The organism is Flavobacterium notoginsengisoli, from assembly GCF_014207905.1.
Taxonomy (GTDB): domain Bacteria; phylum Bacteroidota; class Bacteroidia; order Flavobacteriales; family Flavobacteriaceae; genus Flavobacterium; species Flavobacterium notoginsengisoli_A.
On record NZ_JACHLB010000004.1, the window covers coordinates 184,226 to 201,119 of the forward strand.

General features: G+C 35.8%; 19 protein-coding genes. 3 read left to right on the plus strand and 16 right to left on the minus strand.

Annotation, left to right across the window (positions count from 1 at the left end):
* Positions 1-333: 333 nt before the first annotated feature.
* From HNP35_RS13600 to HNP35_RS13635, 8 genes are all read right to left on the minus strand, one after another.
* Positions 334-1,101, minus strand: coding sequence for a LytR/AlgR family response regulator transcription factor (locus HNP35_RS13600; RefSeq protein ID WP_091495171.1), 768 nt, complete (start codon positions 1,099-1,101; stop codon positions 334-336).
* Positions 1,082-2,101, minus strand: a complete 1,020-nt coding sequence (locus HNP35_RS13605) for a sensor histidine kinase (RefSeq protein WP_184162904.1) — start codon at positions 2,099-2,101, stop codon at positions 1,082-1,084. Before HNP35_RS13605 ends, HNP35_RS13600 begins: the two co-directional genes overlap by 20 nt.
* Positions 2,102-2,421: 320 nt before the next feature.
* On the minus strand, positions 2,422-3,159 hold the full coding sequence (locus HNP35_RS13610; RefSeq protein WP_184162907.1) for a DUF1223 domain-containing protein: 738 nt from the start codon (positions 3,157-3,159) through the stop codon (positions 2,422-2,424).
* 121 nt (positions 3,160-3,280) lie between these two features.
* On the minus strand, positions 3,281-3,691 hold the full coding sequence (locus HNP35_RS13615) for an organic hydroperoxide resistance protein (protein WP_184162910.1): 411 nt from the start codon (positions 3,689-3,691) through the stop codon (positions 3,281-3,283).
* A 97-nt stretch (positions 3,692-3,788) separates the two neighbouring features.
* Positions 3,789-4,775, minus strand: coding sequence for an alpha/beta fold hydrolase (locus HNP35_RS13620; protein ID WP_184162913.1), 987 nt, complete (start codon positions 4,773-4,775; stop codon positions 3,789-3,791).
* 312 nt (positions 4,776-5,087) lie between these two features.
* A complete protein-coding gene (locus HNP35_RS13625) occupies positions 5,088-5,498 on the minus strand; it encodes a cupin domain-containing protein (protein ID WP_184162916.1) in 411 nt (136 codons plus the stop codon).
* Between the two features lie 187 nt (positions 5,499-5,685).
* Complete coding sequence (locus HNP35_RS13630; protein ID WP_184162919.1) at positions 5,686-6,066, minus strand: hypothetical protein; 381 nt, start codon at positions 6,064-6,066, stop codon at positions 5,686-5,688.
* Positions 5,990-8,569 carry a hypothetical protein gene (locus HNP35_RS13635; RefSeq protein ID WP_184162922.1) on the minus strand — a complete coding sequence of 860 codons (2,580 nt, stop codon included), beginning with the start codon at positions 8,567-8,569 and terminating at the stop codon, positions 5,990-5,992. Before HNP35_RS13635 ends, HNP35_RS13630 begins: the two co-directional genes overlap by 77 nt.
* Positions 8,570-8,897: 328 nt before the next feature.
* On the opposite strand from HNP35_RS13635, the gene HNP35_RS13640 reads away from it, so the two are divergent.
* From HNP35_RS13640 to HNP35_RS13650, 3 genes are all read left to right on the plus strand, one after another.
* On the plus strand, positions 8,898-9,104 hold the full coding sequence (locus tag HNP35_RS13640; protein WP_184710809.1) for a hypothetical protein: 207 nt from the start codon (positions 8,898-8,900) through the stop codon (positions 9,102-9,104).
* A gap of 220 nt (positions 9,105-9,324) precedes the next feature.
* Positions 9,325-9,741: an OsmC family protein gene (locus tag HNP35_RS13645; RefSeq protein WP_184162925.1), complete on the plus strand. Its 417-nt coding sequence runs from the start codon at positions 9,325-9,327 to the stop codon at positions 9,739-9,741.
* Positions 9,742-9,857: 116 nt separating this feature from the next.
* A complete protein-coding gene (locus HNP35_RS13650; protein WP_184162927.1) occupies positions 9,858-10,625 on the plus strand; it encodes an alpha/beta hydrolase in 768 nt (255 codons plus the stop codon).
* Between the two features lie 292 nt (positions 10,626-10,917).
* Here the strand turns inward: HNP35_RS13650 and HNP35_RS13655 are convergent, their stop codons facing one another.
* From HNP35_RS13655 to HNP35_RS13690, 8 genes are all read right to left on the minus strand, one after another.
* Positions 10,918-11,886 carry a hydrogen peroxide-inducible genes activator gene (locus tag HNP35_RS13655; RefSeq protein WP_184162931.1) on the minus strand — a complete coding sequence of 323 codons (969 nt, stop codon included), beginning with the start codon at positions 11,884-11,886 and terminating at the stop codon, positions 10,918-10,920.
* Between the two features lie 362 nt (positions 11,887-12,248).
* Positions 12,249-13,334, minus strand: coding sequence for an NAD(P)H-dependent flavin oxidoreductase (locus tag HNP35_RS13660; RefSeq protein WP_184162934.1), 1,086 nt, complete (start codon positions 13,332-13,334; stop codon positions 12,249-12,251).
* A 17-nt stretch (positions 13,335-13,351) separates the two neighbouring features.
* Positions 13,352-13,801 (minus strand): nuclear transport factor 2 family protein, encoded by a 450-nt coding sequence (locus HNP35_RS13665; protein WP_184162937.1) that lies wholly within the window; start codon positions 13,799-13,801, stop codon positions 13,352-13,354.
* 1 nt (position 13,802) lies between these two features.
* Positions 13,803-14,537: an SDR family NAD(P)-dependent oxidoreductase gene (locus HNP35_RS13670; protein ID WP_184162940.1), complete on the minus strand. Its 735-nt coding sequence runs from the start codon at positions 14,535-14,537 to the stop codon at positions 13,803-13,805.
* Between the two features lie 4 nt (positions 14,538-14,541).
* Entirely contained in the window at positions 14,542-14,760 is a 219-nt protein-coding gene (locus HNP35_RS13675) for a tautomerase family protein (protein WP_184162943.1), read from the minus strand.
* Between the two features lie 4 nt (positions 14,761-14,764).
* Positions 14,765-15,307 (minus strand): YceI family protein, encoded by a 543-nt coding sequence (locus tag HNP35_RS13680; protein WP_184162945.1) that lies wholly within the window; start codon positions 15,305-15,307, stop codon positions 14,765-14,767.
* A 76-nt stretch (positions 15,308-15,383) separates the two neighbouring features.
* Entirely contained in the window at positions 15,384-15,959 is a 576-nt protein-coding gene (locus HNP35_RS13685) for a Crp/Fnr family transcriptional regulator (protein ID WP_184162948.1), read from the minus strand.
* 117 nt (positions 15,960-16,076) lie between these two features.
* Entirely contained in the window at positions 16,077-16,820 is a 744-nt protein-coding gene (locus tag HNP35_RS13690; RefSeq protein WP_184162951.1) for an SDR family oxidoreductase, read from the minus strand.
* Between the last annotated feature and the right edge of the window lie 74 nt (positions 16,821-16,894).

A 16,894-nucleotide genomic window follows, 5' to 3' on the forward strand; every position in this document is an offset into this window, starting at 1 on the left:
AGAAAAACAAATAAAAAGGCTCCAGCGGAGCGACATACAGATCTTGAAAAATATGTCACTCCTCCGGAGCTTTATATTGTAAATGTTTATTCTTTGCTATAAATATTTCGCTTCTCCGAAGCTTACAAAAAAAGCTGTCCTTTTTGAGACAGCTCTTTTGAAAATTTTATTTCACTTTAATTATTTCTAATGAAAAAAGTCATTCTCATTCTCTGTTTCATTTTATCAGCTTTGTTTTTTATCAGCTGTTTTATGTTTCCAGGATTATAAAATCAAGCCAATTAATTTATAATCAGCAAATAAATTAATTGGCTATACATTCTCTATTCTCTACTACCTATTTTCCAGCCAGCTCAAAAATGCTGTTGCTTTTTCTTTTCCAACCAATATTTTTTCTTCCGTGGGAACACTCAATTTTACCAATATCTTTCTCGAGAAATAATGTTCTGCTTCTCTTATGGCCGAAAAATTAACCAAATACTGTCTGTTAACCCTAAAAAACTGAATTGGCGATAACAGTTTATGAATATCATCTAGAGACTGCGTTAACGGATATTCATTTTTGTCTAAAGTCATAATCGTTGGCGTTTCATTTTTGATATAAAAAAACGCAATGTTCTCCGTTAAAACTGTTTGATATTTATTGTTTTTGAAAACCAAAAAACTGCTTTTCCCTTTATTTTCACCATTTCGCGTAAGCAAATAATCAAAATCGGGCATTGCTTTTTTATTTCTTTGAAAGAAGTTTTTTAGTTCGCCCGCTTTCTTTAAGGCTTGCGAAATGCTTTCTCTAGAAAAAGGTTTTAGAACATAATCAATTCCGTTGGACTTGAACGCTTCGATCGCATAATCGTCAAAAGCGGTGCAGAAAATAACAGGCGACAAAACCTCAACATTTTTAAAAATCTCAAAACATTGGCCGTCTGCGAGCTGTATATCCATAAAAATCAAATCGGGCTGATCGTTTTCTAAAAGATAACTCACAGCGCCGTCAATACTTTGTATATACGACAAAATCTGAACATCGGGTCTGATGCTCAGAATAAGCTGGCCAAGGGCTTTGGCCGTTTTTACTTCATCTTCAATTATTACGATGGTCATAAATGAGTGGTATTTTTACTTTAAAAGTGGTTTCGTTTTTGTCAATTTCGATTTCTTTGTGCACCAAATGCATAAAACGTTGGTTGATGTTATCCAATCCAACGCCTGTAGAAACTATAGCGCCTCTCTTCAACTGTATCGGATTTTCGATTACCAGAAAATCTTTTTCGCTGTAAAGCCTAATTTTTAAAGGTTTGTTTAAAGAAACGACATTGTGTTTGATGCAGTTTTCAATCAACAGCTGTAAAGCAAAAGGCGGAATAACCGATTCGTACTGTTTTTCATCAATTTCATTTTCCAAAACAAAACCATCTTCAAAACGAGCTTTCAGCAAATAAACATACGAATCAAGAATCTGAATTTCTTCTCGAAGCGGAATCAAATCCAATTTTCTACTTTCTAATGTAAAACGGTAAAAGTCAGATAATTTCAGAATAAAATCGGAACTATTCTCGTCGTTCATATCCACCATCGATTTCAAAGTATTCAAACTATTGAAAAGAAAATGCGGATTAATCTGCTGTTTTAGTAATTCGTATTGAGCGCCAAGATTAACGGCTTTTGTTCGTTCCAATTCGACTCCCATTTGCTGAGTTTGATAGTTTTGAAAAAGCAGATGCAGAAACATATACACAATCAAATTGATCAAAACTCCACGGAGTTCGAACATAATTGGTGCATCCATTTTAGAAACCTGAAACAATTCCTGATGCGCGATTACCAGAATTACCATTAACAAAATACCTAGAACAACACTCAGTAAAAGCTTCCAATTAAAAAGACTTTTGGCTGTTTTATTCGAAGAAAATTTCGGTAAACTGTAAATGTTGTAATACCATATAAAAAGGGAAAACAGCAGCGTAATCGAAGAGTTTATTATAAGATCTCCAGGTGTAGAATCGGCATCAAATAATTTAGGTATCGAAGCCATAACCGCCAGAGCAATCGAACTTCCCCAAATGACTTTGAGCGAAACCTGAAAACGTTTTGGTTTTTCCATAGTTGTAGTTTAATAGTCAAAGATAGTTTTATTTGAAAAAGATTTCACGCAGATTTTATAGGATTCTAGTAGAATTTCGATTTCTTTTTTAAATCTCGCAAAGTCGCAGAGTCGCAAAGTTTTTATTCTCATTTTTTTGTCATTTCGAGGAACGAGAAATCTTCGCGAGTAACTCGACAAAGGTTGGAGAAATTCTGTGCGGAGCTACTTGTGAAGATTTCTCGTTCCTCGAAATGACAAACAGTGCGCGCAAAATAGAATCAAAAAAAATCTGCAAAATCTGATAAAATCCTTTTCAAATCTGCGTGAAACAAAAAAAATCAACCCCTTTTAACTCCCAAAATAACACCAGAATCCGCATCTTGAACAAAGCCAATAACCTCAAATCCTTGTACATTATAATTTTTAGGAAGATAAATTGTTGTCGTTCCTTTCTTGCCTTTATTCAAATTAACAGTCTGCAACTGACGTACAATCTGATAATGCGATAAAACCCGATTCGCATTCTCCCCTCTTCTAACATTACTTTTTGCTTCTTTCTGAACAACGGCAAGTAATAAACGACTATTTTTTGAAGAGCTTTCCACATTATACTGTACTGAAAGTATATTTGAGTTTTGAACAGTTTCTAAACTCAAATTAGCTAAAGCAGATTTCGAAAGTGCCGATTTGATTCCGTTTCTAAGACTTGTTTCTTGAGAACCGATATAATCTGATTTTCCGTTGATAATCACCTGAGGCGTGTAGATTGGTTCTTTACCCATAAACTGAGCATAATCGTATTGTCTTTTGGTATAATCGGCATTGCTGAAAATATCTTTCCAACCCTGTTTGTCCCAATAATCAACGTGATAAGCCAATACATAAACGTTTTTATCTCGATATTCATTCTGAATTTTTGCCAGCAATTCATCTGCTGGCGGACAACTCGAACAGCCCTCTGAAGTATATAATTCTAAAAGTGCAAAACCTTTTTTATCTGTGTTCTGACCAAATACACCATTTCCAACCAAAAGAAACAGCATTAAAAAACCAGTTAATAATTTTATCTTTTTCATAATTTCTATTTTCTCTCCTGCAAGGTTTTCCAAACCTTGTAGGTATGTTTTTTTTTAAGATTTCAGCATACAATTAAACCTACAAGGTTTGGAAAACCTTGCAGGTTAAGCAATTTAGAAATTAAAGAATGTTAATCTCAACGTTTATATTTCCTCTTGTCATTTTAGAATAAGGACAAGTCTGATGTGCCTGAGAAGCCAGTTTTTCAGCTGTTTCTAAATCTAAACCTGGAAGACTGATATTTAGTCTTGCCTGTAGAAAATATTCACCCTCTACAACACACAAATCTACCTCTGCATCTACTGCAGTTTCGCCTGGAAGTCTCACGCCGAATTTAGCAGCAGCAAGTCCTAAAGCTCCAATAAAACAAGCCGACCATCCTGCAGCAAACAACTGCTCTGGATTTGTTCCCGGATGTGAAGATCCCGGCGAACTTAATTTGATATTTAATTGTTCATCCGAACTTTGAGAAGCTCCTTCTCTACCGCCTGTTGTATGTGTTTTTCCTGTGTATAAAACTTTTGTTTCCATGATTATTTGTGTAAAATGTTATTTGTAAAAAGTGAAATGTTTGTTGTAAAATTTGCGTTTTGAAAGGAATTAATAATTAACCATTTATAATTCACCATTATTTAGATACATCGATTATTGCTTGAGCAAACGCTTTTGGATCTTCTTGCGGAACATTGTGTCCAATTCCTTTTAAAATTCTGTGCTCATATTTTCCTGTGAATTTGCTTGCATAGGCTTTTCCATCCGCGAAAGCGCCGTCAAAATCACTTCCTATTGTAATAGTTGGAACTTTAATTTCTGGTCTTGATGCCAAACGTTTTTCCAGATTATCGTATTTAGTTTCACCAGCTTCAAGAGATTGTCTCCATCTATAATTGTGGATCACGATAGCCACATGATCTGGATTATCAAAAGACTGAGCCGTTTGATTGTAAGTGGCTTTATCGAAATTCCATAGTGGAGAAGCGATTTTCCAGATCAGTTTATTAAAATCGTAAGTGTTTTGAGCATAACCTTGTTTTCCTCTTTCGGTTGCGAAATAATACTGATACCACCATCCTAATTCTGCTGTTGGCGAAAGTGGTTTTAAGTTTGCTTCTAAATTCACTACGATATAACCGCTTACCGAAACCAAACCTTTTACGCGTTCTGGCCAAAGCGCCGATACTGCAACAGCTGTTCTCGCTCCCCAATCAAAACCTCCAATTACTGCTTTGTCTATTTTTAGAGCATCCATAAAAGCGATAATATCACTTGCTAAAGCTGCCTGTTGACCGTTTCTAAAAGTATCTTTTGAAAGGAAAGTTGTTGTCCCGAATCCGCGTAAATAAGGCGTGAAAACGTGGTAACCTTTTGAAACTAAAACTGGAACGACTTCGTTGTAACTGTGAATATCGTAAGGCCAGCCGTGAAGTAAGATTACCGGAGTTCCATTTGACGGACCTGCTTCGGTGTAGCCTACGTTTAATAATCCGGCACTGATTTGTTTTAAAGTTCCTAACGAACTGCTTACTTCAATTGTTTTTTGTTGTGAAGTCTGTGCATTAGTAAATGAAGCATTCATAAAAAGAATAGCGATTAGAATATTGGATAGTGTTTTCATAATTGTTTTTTGTTAGATGTGAGATGTGATTTGTGAGATGTTGTTTAACCGCAAAGGGCACTAAGAATTACGCAATCCCGATAGCTAGAAGTTAATTTCACGCAGATTTCAAATGATTTAAGCAGATAAGCGCAGATACTTTCTAAAATCTTAAAAATTAAATCTGCTAAAATCTGCAGAATCTGCGTGAAACAAAATCCTTTTAATCATGGTAATCTGTGGTTAACCTAATCAATACAAAGCTTTGCTACCGCTGCGTTTTTTAACGGCAACAAAGAGCAAAAAACCTTGCGTACTTTCCGGTTAAATTTTTTACTTTTTCATTACAAGTATTGGTTTTCCTTTTTCTACGATATAAGTCGCCAGTTCAGAAGCCTTAGCATTAGTATTATTTTTAGCCGAGTGCACCACGCCAGCCGGAATAAAAAGTACTTCTCCCGCTTTCAAGGTTACAGGTTCTTTGTCTTCAATTTGATATTCCAGCGAACCTTCAACCACGTAAATGACTTCTTCGCCAGGATGAGAATGTTTCCCAAAAGCCGAATGTCCGTCAAAATCGATTCGTGCTTGTACCATTTCTTTTCCCGGAGTACTTAGATCATGTTTTTGCAAATCGATACGTTTTACTCCTTGCGCTGCAATCTGATTCGGAACCAAAAAGGCAATGATTCCTAAAACGATAATCGCTATTATAACCCACGTTTTTTGTTTTTTCGTTTCCATAACTTCTAGTTTTAAATAGTTGTTTTCTGTTAATTTCTTTGTCAAAAGTATTTCGATAACCCTTCATATGAAATCAGAAAATAGGTGAAACGGACAAACTTTAGGGCGAAATGGACAGTGTGTGAGTTGTAATTTGTGAGATGTGAAATGCGAATGGTTTTACCGCAAAGAGCGCAAGGATTTTTGCTTATAGGACTTTGTAAAAACGCAAAGAACGCAAGGCTTTGTCTTTATTTTTTTGCCACAGATTATAAGAATTAAAAGAATTTTTAATCTGTGTTAATCTGTAAAATCTGTGGCTAAACAAAAAATCACAAAGCTTTAAAAATAAAACTTTGCGACTCTGCGTCTTTGCGAGATTAAAAAACTTAGCGAACCTTGCAAAAGCCCTTTGCGTCCTTTGCGGTAAAATTAATCGTATGCACCAAAAAAAAATCAGGAATAGCGTTTTACCACCATCCTGATTTTTTGAATTAAAATAACCTTCGCTTTTATCTTCTGCCTCTAAAGCCTCCGCCACCTCTGAAACCGCCACCGCCAAAGCCGCCTCCATTAAATCCACCGCCACTTCTTTGGATATTTTGGAAATTTCGAGTTTGCATTTCACCACGGTCTCTGGAAATAGCCGAACGGTCCAGATCACGTGTAACATCTGGACGACCTGCTTCACCAAGCGGTTTGTTTGGCTGTCCGAGTGTTTGGTCAGCTTTAGGGAAATTATCTCGTATTCCGTCACCCATTCTGGTTTCGCCTCCTAGGTTTTGATTATCGCGTTGCATACGTTCTCCTGCTCCATTCGCACCAAGACCTTGATTATCGCGCTGAATTCTCTCTCCTGCACCATTCGCGCCAAGCCCTTGATTATCACGCTGAATTCGTTCTCCTGTTCCATTTGCACCAAGTCCTTGATTTGGTCTATTTTGAATTCCTTCACCCGTTTTTTTAGATGACCCTAGAGTTCCTGCCTTCGTCCAGCCGCCATTTCCATTATTATAATGGCTCCAGTTTCCGTTGGCATCCCTTTTATAGATATGTCCGTCGTGACCAGCATACAGATTATTGTTGGTATGAATTGTAGTTCCTCCGCCTCTTCTATGTGTGATTACACCTTTATTTCCGCCCGAAGTTTCATAACCAATTGCAGTTCCGCGACGGGTTGTAATATGTCCTGTCTGCGCCCACTGATTTCCGTTTGTAGCAGCCGAATGTCCCCATTGTGCATACGCATTATGCCCTTGATTCGTTCTCGCATAATTTCCTGTCCACGGATTATAAGTACTTGCCGAAGTACGTCCACCGTACCAACCCTGAACGCTTGCAGAACGTCCGTATCTTCCCGTTGCAGGATTATACCAAGCCGAAGTTCCAGCAGCGCCATAAGGTCCGTAAACACGTCTTCCTGCGGCGTAACCGCCTGTCCACGGATTGTAAACTGCACCGCCTCCGTATGCATAAGGCCACGGACGATAAATTGGATACATTCCGCCATAATACATATACGGTGGATAATACCATCCTGTACCGTACGATAAGATAGCGCCAAACGTAGCACCAATAATAAACGCGCCCAAATAACCTGCTGTTGCACTGCTTTCAACAGTTGTATCGGTTGTCGTTTGCGTTACATACGTCACATTATATACTGGCGAACTTGGCGGAATCGTATAAATTTCTTTCGGAACAGAATCGCAGGTTTTCCAAGGCCCATTCGGACTTGTAGACATAAACCAAACCGCCTGAAAACACAAATAATACAAATCGCCCACCTTTACAATTTTCTCTTGCGTATTGCTTGCATATTGCATTTTCGTTCCATCGATAGGTTTAAACTGAGGCGTTCCACCATCATACGATACTTTTACTTTGGCTTCAGCATCCGATTTCTTCAAAATAGCCGTCGTCGGAACTTGTGCCAACATTACAGCATCATTCGCTTCCTGCGTTCCTGGAACAGACGACAATACATTGGCACGCGGAGAATCTTTCGGAATTTTAGCAAAATCATCCGGAAGACTATTTCCGGCATACGACCAAGGCCCTGTCAAATCTTTAGACTTAAACCATCTTCCAGACAATAAAATATAGTACTGTCCTTTATTTTCGTCGGCAAAAACGTCATTTTCGGTATTTTCTATATATAACAATTTGGTCCCTGGAATTTTTTTAAATATCGGATTTCCGTTTATAGCAATCAATTCCGCTGGTTTATTACTGTAGAAAACCTCTGGAGCTCCGCCAGATGAAGGTGGTGGAATCATTTTTTTGACATCATCAAAATTCTGTCCCGAAGGCAGATTACTTAAACCCGCAGGCAATTTGGTGGTTTTAGTCCATTTGCCCGCCACATTTTTCGAAGTCAGCCAGATATTCTCTACCAACAGATAATAATCTTTTGTGGTTTTATCAAAAAACAAATCCCAATTGGTATTTACAACATATTGAATATCTGTTTTTTCTACAGGCACCAAAACCGGTTCGCCCTGTACAATAAGCAAAATGGCAGGATTCGTACTGTAAAAAATTGTCGGAGGATCATTTTTAGAAGCGATTCCCTTAGACGGACTTTTGGTATGACTCAAATCTGCCAAAATACGATCTACCGAAATAGGGTCTCCGCTTTTAGGCAACGTTTCTTTAAACAGCTTTTCCATTTCTGGCACTTTCTTTTTGTCCAGAGCAGGAAAACGGATATCGGTTACCTGAAGATTTTTAATAAAAGCGCTTCGGTTGTCTTTATCTACCAATGTTTCCGCTTTTAGAGAAGCCACGCCCAAAACCTGTTTTCCGTCTTTTGGAGTCAGCGAAAAAGCCACTCTAGCTGTAATCTCTTTAAAATCTTTCCAGTCGTCTACCTGAGGCTGATAATAAACCAGTTTTGTACCGTTATTTTCAGCTTCACGAGGCCAGCCACGATCTGCAATCAAAGCAGAACTGGCAGTATCAGACTTTACAGCTTCAGTACCCGACTGCTCTGTATCTTTATCTTTTTTGCAGGAGAACAAAACCGTACTCAAACAAACAGCAAGTATTAGAAAAGCATTTCTCATAAATTTTAAGGTTAGATTATTCATTGAAAACTTTTTCGATCGTCTTATAAAATTGATTCGTATAAAATTAAATTCAGCGCATAAATAAAACTACAAATCAGCCCCTTACTTTGTTTCACATTATAATTTGAAACCAAATAAGCATTTAAAATCATCCTTTTTTCCTAAAACTAAAATGTAAATCTGAACAATAAAGTAATATAAGATCTAACATTGATATTGATTAGGAGCTATTTCCCGCTATCCGCTATATCTTTTTCTTGCTAAAGAAGCAAGAAAAAGGATGCCGCTACTATCGGGGCTAGGGCACTCGGTTTCAAAAGGAAGTTTTTGGGAAATTAATGTTTAAGAATTGTATTACTTTTTAGACTATAAAACTAAGCCGTTTTTTAATTTATTTGAGCTTCCTAAATTACAGAGTCAGGTAAATTTAACCCTCGCATTGGATGTTCTAAACGATCAGGAAAACATTCAAACCAACGCTGCCAAACTTGGAGACAGCTTCTATTGGCTCAATGAACTAGCCGAAATTTTAAATCCTTATCTGGATTTGGAGTAATAAGGTTCTTTTTTTGGAAAATTAAAACCCTTGGTCTTTTTGGAGATTGAGGGTTTTGTTTTTTATTGAAATTCTTCACAATACAAAGTTTTATAAATTATTTTTATAACTATAAAAAATTATTAATTTGATTAATAAACACCTTCCCTATACCTTTGTCTCATCAAAATCAAAGAAATGATTTGAACATCTTAAAAAATAACTTTAAAAAATAGAAATCATGAAATTTACAAGAAGAGCAAACGCAAACTGGAAAGGTACAGGAATGGAAGGAAAAGGAACCATTAGTACACAAAGCACCACTTTAGATAATGCACAATTGTCTTTTAAAACTCGTTTCGAACAAGGTGTTGGAACTAATCCTGAAGAATTAATCGCAGCGGCACATTCTGGCTGTTTTACCATGCAATTAAGCTTTTTATTATCTGAAGCTGGTTTTGTTCCAGAAGATTTAGACACAACCGCTAAAGTAACTTTTGAAGACGGAACTATCACTTTAATTGCTTTAGAACTTACAGGAAAAGTTCCTGGAATCTCTGAAGAAGATTTTCAGCAAACCGCTCAAAAAGCAAAAGAAATTTGTCCTATTTCTAAGTTGCTAAATACGGAGATTACTTTATCAATCACTTTACTATAAATAATTAAATTCCAATACAAAAATCCCAAATTCCAACGCTTTGTGGAAAATTGGAATTTGGAATTTTCAAAATTGGAATTTCTATTCAAAATCAACAATTTAAAATCTAAAATAAAATGAAAACAATATTTAAAAGCTTTTTAGCATTCGCAGTAATAATCTTTAGTTTAGTATTTACAACAGCAAACGTAAACGCTCAAACTGCTCCTAAAATTAAAAACGTAGTATTGGTTCACGGCGCTTTCGCGGATGGATCTGGATGGAAAGGTTTGTACCAAATTTTAACTAAAAAAGGCTATAATGTAACGATTGTTCAAAACCCGCTAAGCTCTTTGGAAGACGATGTTAGAGCAACAAATTTAGCTTTAGACAAACAAGATGGACCAACTGTTTTGGTTGGACATTCTTGGGGTGGAACTGTAATTACTGAAGCTGGAAATCACCCAAAAGTTGCAGCTTTGGTTTATGTAGCTGCTTTACAGCCTGATAATGGAGAAACTTCTGTTCAATGGTTACAAACTGCGCCTCCAGCTCCTGAAAATGGTGTATTGAATCCAGACGATAAAGGAATCGCTTATTATGATAAAGCTAAATTCCACGCTGGTTTTGCAGGTGATTTAAGTAAAGAAGACGCTGACTTTATGTTTGCTTCGCAAGGTGCTTTTTATGCAAAAGGTTTTGTAACGCCAATTACTAAAGCGGCTTGGAGAACGAAACCGTCATACGGAATCGTTGCAACTGAAGATAAAAGCATCAATCCTGATATCGAACGTGCTATGTACAAACGTTCTAACACAAAAATTACTGAAATAAAAGGCAGTCACGTGGTGTTTATTTCTCAGCCACAAAAAGTTGCGAATGTGATTATTGAAGCATCAAAATAATTGTGAATGGTTGATGGTTAATTATTAATTCCAAACTTACCGCAATATTGTCAGTCTGAGCGGAGTCGAAGACTACACAAGCAACGTTACAAAGATTGGCGATTTTGATTGTGGAGCTACTTGCTTGGTCTTCGACTTCGCTCAGACTGACAAAACTGGATGTAATTCTTTTTTAATAGCTCCACAAAAAATAGAAATTCCAAATTCCAATTACTGTATAACTTGGAATTTGGATTTTCTTTTATTGAAGTTTGCCTTTCAATATTGGAATTTGGATTTTCTTTATTGGAATTTAAGCAAACTTACTCATTGCTTTCACAAAATAAGGAGAATCGTTCCAACGGATTTTTCTGTAACTGAAATCTTTTTTGAGCGATTCAGGAAGGCAGTTCCAAATGGCTTCGTTCATTTTTTCGAGCAATAACTTTTTAGAAAATGAATCTGAAACTACTAAGCTTATTTCTCTTACGGGAACGGGTTCTTTAAAAGGTTTAAAAAGTGTGCCTGTTTCGTTTAAAGTAGAAAGCTTTGGGATAATCGCAAATCCTAAATGTGCACGAACCAGATTTTTTAAGGTTTCTATCGAATTGATATCGTAGGTAAACTGTTCTTTTATTTTATCTGAACTTTTTAATCCGCAGATATCTAGCAATTGTGCATTGTAGCAGTATTCATGATGCAGAAGCAACAATTCTGTTTTATCTCCTGGTTGCATTTCGTAAAATTCATCATTTGCCATTGGATGCGTTTCATTCAAATATGCGACGAAAGGTTCTTTAAAAATAACGTGTTCTATTAAATTTGGGTTTCCTGTTGGTGTCGCCATAATAGCAACATCAATTGCACCAGTTTCCAACTCTTTCATTAAAACTCCGGTGTAACCTTCTTTGATAATGAAATGTACTTTGGGAGCCACTTCTTTCATGGCCTGAATAAATAACGGAATCAGATAAGGCGATAAAGTAGAAATAATGCCAAGCTTCAACTCTCCTTCTAAAAGATTTTTTTCGTTTATCACAAAATCACGAATTTCATCGACTTCACGTAGAATCTTTTTGGCTTTATTGATAATCTCAATTCCTAAAACAGTTGGCGTTAACGGAACTTTATTTCGATCGAAAATCTTGATTCCGATTTCTTCTTCCAAATTTTTTAACTGAATCGTAAGGCCTGGCTGTGTTACCATACAAACTTCGGCCGCTCTTGCAAAATGGCGTTCTTCGTCTAAAGCTACAATATATTTTAATTGCTGAATAGTCATGCTTTTGAGGTGCTAAGATACTAAGATGCTAAGGTACTAAGTTGTTGCGTTTTTATTTTCAGTTTCTGGTGAAAACTTTGTCAAAGTTTGAAACTTTGACAAAGTGCTCTAAAAAGTGCAAATTATTTAGAATCAAAATAATTATCATCTTTTTCATAGAAAATTGAATCCGTACTATCCAATTTATCGTACATTAACAAAACGGATTAAAGGAATGCTGTAAACTCAAATGGAGTAGTTTTTGGAGCATATTGAGTTTATCGTTCCTGAATGAAGTTTTTTTTCAAAATAAACTAATTTGAAACAAAAAAGCGATCACCTAACCGATCGCTTTTTCCTTTTCTATAAGAATAAAATTAGCTTCAAATCTTTAAATCATTAAAATATGTCGTTGTTTCTTCAATTAAAGAATGCATTAATGCTGAAGCTTTTCTGTGTTTTAATATTGGAGAAATCTGTCCGCCCCAGAATAAAATCATATCCCATTTTTGCTGTTCTAGCGCAGCTTTTCTCAATGGAGACATAAAAGTAGTCTGTAAGGGAAATGGCAAAAAATCGGCTTCTTTTGCAATTAAGTCTTTTGCCAATCGGCTAGATAATCCACGACCTAATCTACCTGTATATGCCCGCGATAAGGTTGTATATTTTGAAGCATCCGAAAACAGCATTTCTCTATGGACAGGCAGCGCATTAGATTCGTCTGTAGCCAAGAATGCTGTTCCTATTTGAGCCGCATCAGCACCTAATGTCAATGCCGCGGCGATACCTTTTCCTGTTGCGATTCCGCCCGCTGCGATTATAGGCACTTTTACCTTTTCACGAATAAGCTGCAATAAAACAAAAGTTCCCGTTAATGAAGATTCTGCGTTAGTTAAAAATGAAGGACGATGCCCTCCTGCTTCAAAACCAGAGGCAATAATCATATCGGTACCTGCATTTTCTAAAAAAATAGCTTCATCTAAAGTTGTAGCTGCACCGACAGTAGAAATTCCCAATTTACGGCATTGTTCCATTACATCTTCAGAAAGCGTTCCGAACATAAAACTGAAAACTTTTGGACGAATGTCTAAAATAACTTCCAATTGGTTTTCAAATCGAGATTGGAATGGCGCTGGTTTTTCTGGCAATGGAATTCCTGCTTCATCAAAATAGGGTTTAAATAGTGTTTTTGCTCGTTCAAAATGTTCATCACTAAGTCCAGATTGAGAAATATCATGATCCGAAACCCACAAATTGATATTATAAGGCTTATTGGTTGCGGCTTTTATTTGTTTATCAACATCGAATATTTCTTGCTGAGTCATTGTATAAGCGCCATATCCGCCTAAACCGCCAGCGTTAGAAACAGCCGCTGTGAGTTCGACCGAAGAAAGATTTCCTCCAAACGGACCTTGCAGTATTGGATAATCAATTCCTAATAATTTGGCAACTTTGGTGTTATTCCACATGGCTTGAAAATTTAAATTTATTGGCTAAGATCTGTCAGCATTTTATTGACAATAATCCATTTTCCATCAAATTTATGGAAAGATAAAAGATCTCGATAATTAAAATCATACATTTTTACGTTCAATTCTACCACTGCAATCGAATTTATGATTGTAATGTTTAGTATTTCTCCTTTAAAAGGTTTTCCAGAATCTTTAGGACTTTGTCTGTTTTTGACACCATCCAGATAAAGGTCTATTGTTTTAAAATAAGGTTGTCCTTTTACATCTCCAAAAAGTAATGTTCCAGGATGAAAAATTTTCCCTAACAGCCTAACATCTCCTTCGTAAATTCCTTTAAAATAATAATCTTCAATTACTTCGGTAATGGCTTTTGTTTCTCCTTGATTTTCCATTTCGATATTAGATTGTGCTTTTATACCCTGCCAAAAACAGAGCATAAAAGCAGTTAATAAAATTGTTTTCACTTTAGTTCAAATTATGTCCAGCACCTTTACCTCCATCAACATTAATGATAGAGCCTGTAATAAAGTTACTTTTGGCTACGGTATACACCATTTCTGCAATATCGTCGATTTCTCCTACTCTATTTACTAAATGCAATCCTGCACTCAAATCTGCTTTATCGCCATGCATTGGTGTGCGAATAACTCCTGGTGCAACAGTGTTTACTCTAATATTTTGTTTTCCGAATTCTGCAGCCAATTGAATCGTAAGAGCATGAATAGCGCCTTTACTTGCAATTGGTGCCGAAGCAGGCCATCCTCCTAAACCGTGATTTACAAGAGGCGTTCCGATGTTGATGACAACTCCGTCTTGCTGTTTCAACATTTGCGGAATTACAGATTGTGTTGTAAAATAAGTTCCTTTTAGATTTGTAGATAAAAATTTATCCAAGTAAGATTCTTCAACTTCTAAAAATGGTTTGCTTTCAAAAATCCCTGCATTATTAATTAAGACATCTACTGAACCAAAATTTTCAAGAGCAATTTTCACCAATTCTTCTCCTGTTTTTTTATTACTTACATCTCCCGCAAACATGGCAAGATTATCTCCTGCTCCGAATTCGTCAAATGTATTTTGTAATGCTGTTTCTGTAAAAGAATTGATTACAACATTATCTCCACGGTCTAAAAAGTATTTTGCAATTCCTTTTCCGATACCAGAACCAGCTCCAGTAACGATTATAGTCTGTTTTTTCATGATTTTATTTTTTATCGGCTGTAATGCCTTTTTCTCTTAATACTGAAACTTGTTCTCCTGCGTAACCCCAATTATCGAGATCAATTTCATGAATTGCAATGTGGGTCAAATGCGGATCTTTGTTTAAAACCTCAGTAATTAAATTCGTAATTCCTTTTATTAATTCTTGTTTTTGTTCGCGAGTAACGCCTTCGCGAGTCAATTCGATATTTACGTAAGGCATGACTTTAGTTTTTAGAAGTTTGAGCAGTAATGTTGAAATCTAAATCAAAATCATTGTAGATTAAAGTATCTCCCAAATCTTTAAAGAAGTTTCCTGATCGAAATTTAATATCGTATTTGGTACGATCAATAACCAATTTTCCTGCTAATGAAAAGGCATTGCCATTACTTTCTTCTAATTTTACCTCAAAACCAGTAAGATGAGTAATATCTTTTATGGTCAGATTTCCTTCTAAATAATAAGAATTTGAAGTTAGCTGTTTGGCAGTAATAATATCAAACGAAGCAGTTGGGAATTTTTCGATAGAGAAAAAATCATCTGAAGCTAAATGTCCTGCAAATTGTGCATTTGTGGCTGCATCTGTAACGTCTAATATTTTGATTGTAGCAATGTCGATGATAATCTTGCCTCCAATAATTTTTCCGCTATTAATGATAAAATTACCTTCTTTGATACCTATTGTACCATTATGTGCGCCGGTTACTTTTCTCCCGATCCAATCGATTTGGCTTTTTGCACTATCGATTTTAAATTGTATTGTTTCCATTTTTATTGTATTTAAAAGTACAATACAAAGGAACGGCGGTTACAGAAATTGGTTACGTGATGTAGATCACATTCGGCTAATGAGAATTATATAGTCTGCTAAGCGTTTCTCTAGAAACTCCTAAATAAGCAGCAATTAAATGTTTTGGAACCAAATTGTAGAGTTGAGGATAAAGCGCTAAAAGTTCTTCATAACGCTTTTTCGTATTATTATTCATTAAAGATAATAGTCTTTTTTGAGACGCAATATATCCTTTGTTGGTGCGCCAGCGAAAGAAATGTTCTATTTGATGGAATTCGTTGCAAAGTTTTTCACGATCTTCATTTGTAAGACATAAAACTTCTACATCCGTTATACAATCTACATTTATAGTTGCTTTTGTTTGATTGTATAAAGCATCATAATCAGAGGTCCACCAAGTTGGCATGGCAAATTGAAGAATATACATCTTGATTTCATCATTGATGAAAAATGCTTTCAAACAGCCTGAAATAACGAAATATTCGCAATCAACTTTATCTCCAGCACTAATTACGGTCTGCCCTTTTTTAAAAGATTGCAATTTAAAATGCGAAAAGAAATATTCGAACTCTTCATCTGTTAATGAAACAGTTTTGGAAATATGATTTTGAAGAATTTCTTTAGAGTTCATTTTTCTTTGAAAAAGGTTCAAAGACTCAAAGGTACAAAGGTTTTCTAGTAGTTTTTATAACAATAACTATTTATTTCCACACTTACGAACCTTTTCTTTGAACCTTTTCTAAATAAATTAAACCAAAATCATTCCTCCATCCATAATAAAATCAGCACCAGTAATAAAAACCGCTGCGTCACTACTTAAATGCGAAACCATTTTAGCTACATCTTCTGCTTTTCCCATTTGTTTTAGTGGGACTTTTTCTACTACTACATCCATAATACTTTTTACGGTTGATTCGTCTAAACCTACTTTTTTCATAACTTCTGTCTGAGTTGGTCCTGGACTAACCGAGTTTACTCTAATTTTTCTTGGCGCTAATTCTACTGCTGCAGATTTCATAACCGAATTCAAAGCAGTTTTACTCGCCGAATAAACCGAAGATCCCGGACCTGGCATACTTGCAGTATTAGAAGAAAGAAATACTACCGAAGCTCCGTCTTTCAGAATCGGGATAAATTTACTTAATGTGAAAAACGCGCCTTTTAAGTTCACATTCATAATATTATCATATAATTCTTCTGTGGTTTGTTCGATTGTTCCTAAACCTGCAATTCCCGCATTAATAAACAAAATGTCAACTGAACCAAAATCGGCTTTTACTTGTTCAGCCAGTTTTTCAATATCCGAAATATTCGACTGATCGGCTGTGATGCCAGTTACGCCCAAATCTAATGCTGCTTTTTCTATGGCTTCTTTTCTTCTTCCTGTAATAATGACGTTTACTCCTTGTTCTTTTAATTGTTTTGCTGCTGCGTAACCTATTCCGCTATTTCCGCCTGTTATAACGGCTGTTTTATTTTTTAGATTTTCCATCTTTTGAATTATTTAAAATTTATTTAGCAAATTTAAATTCAAAATGGTATAACTTTGTAACCAGTATCATTGAG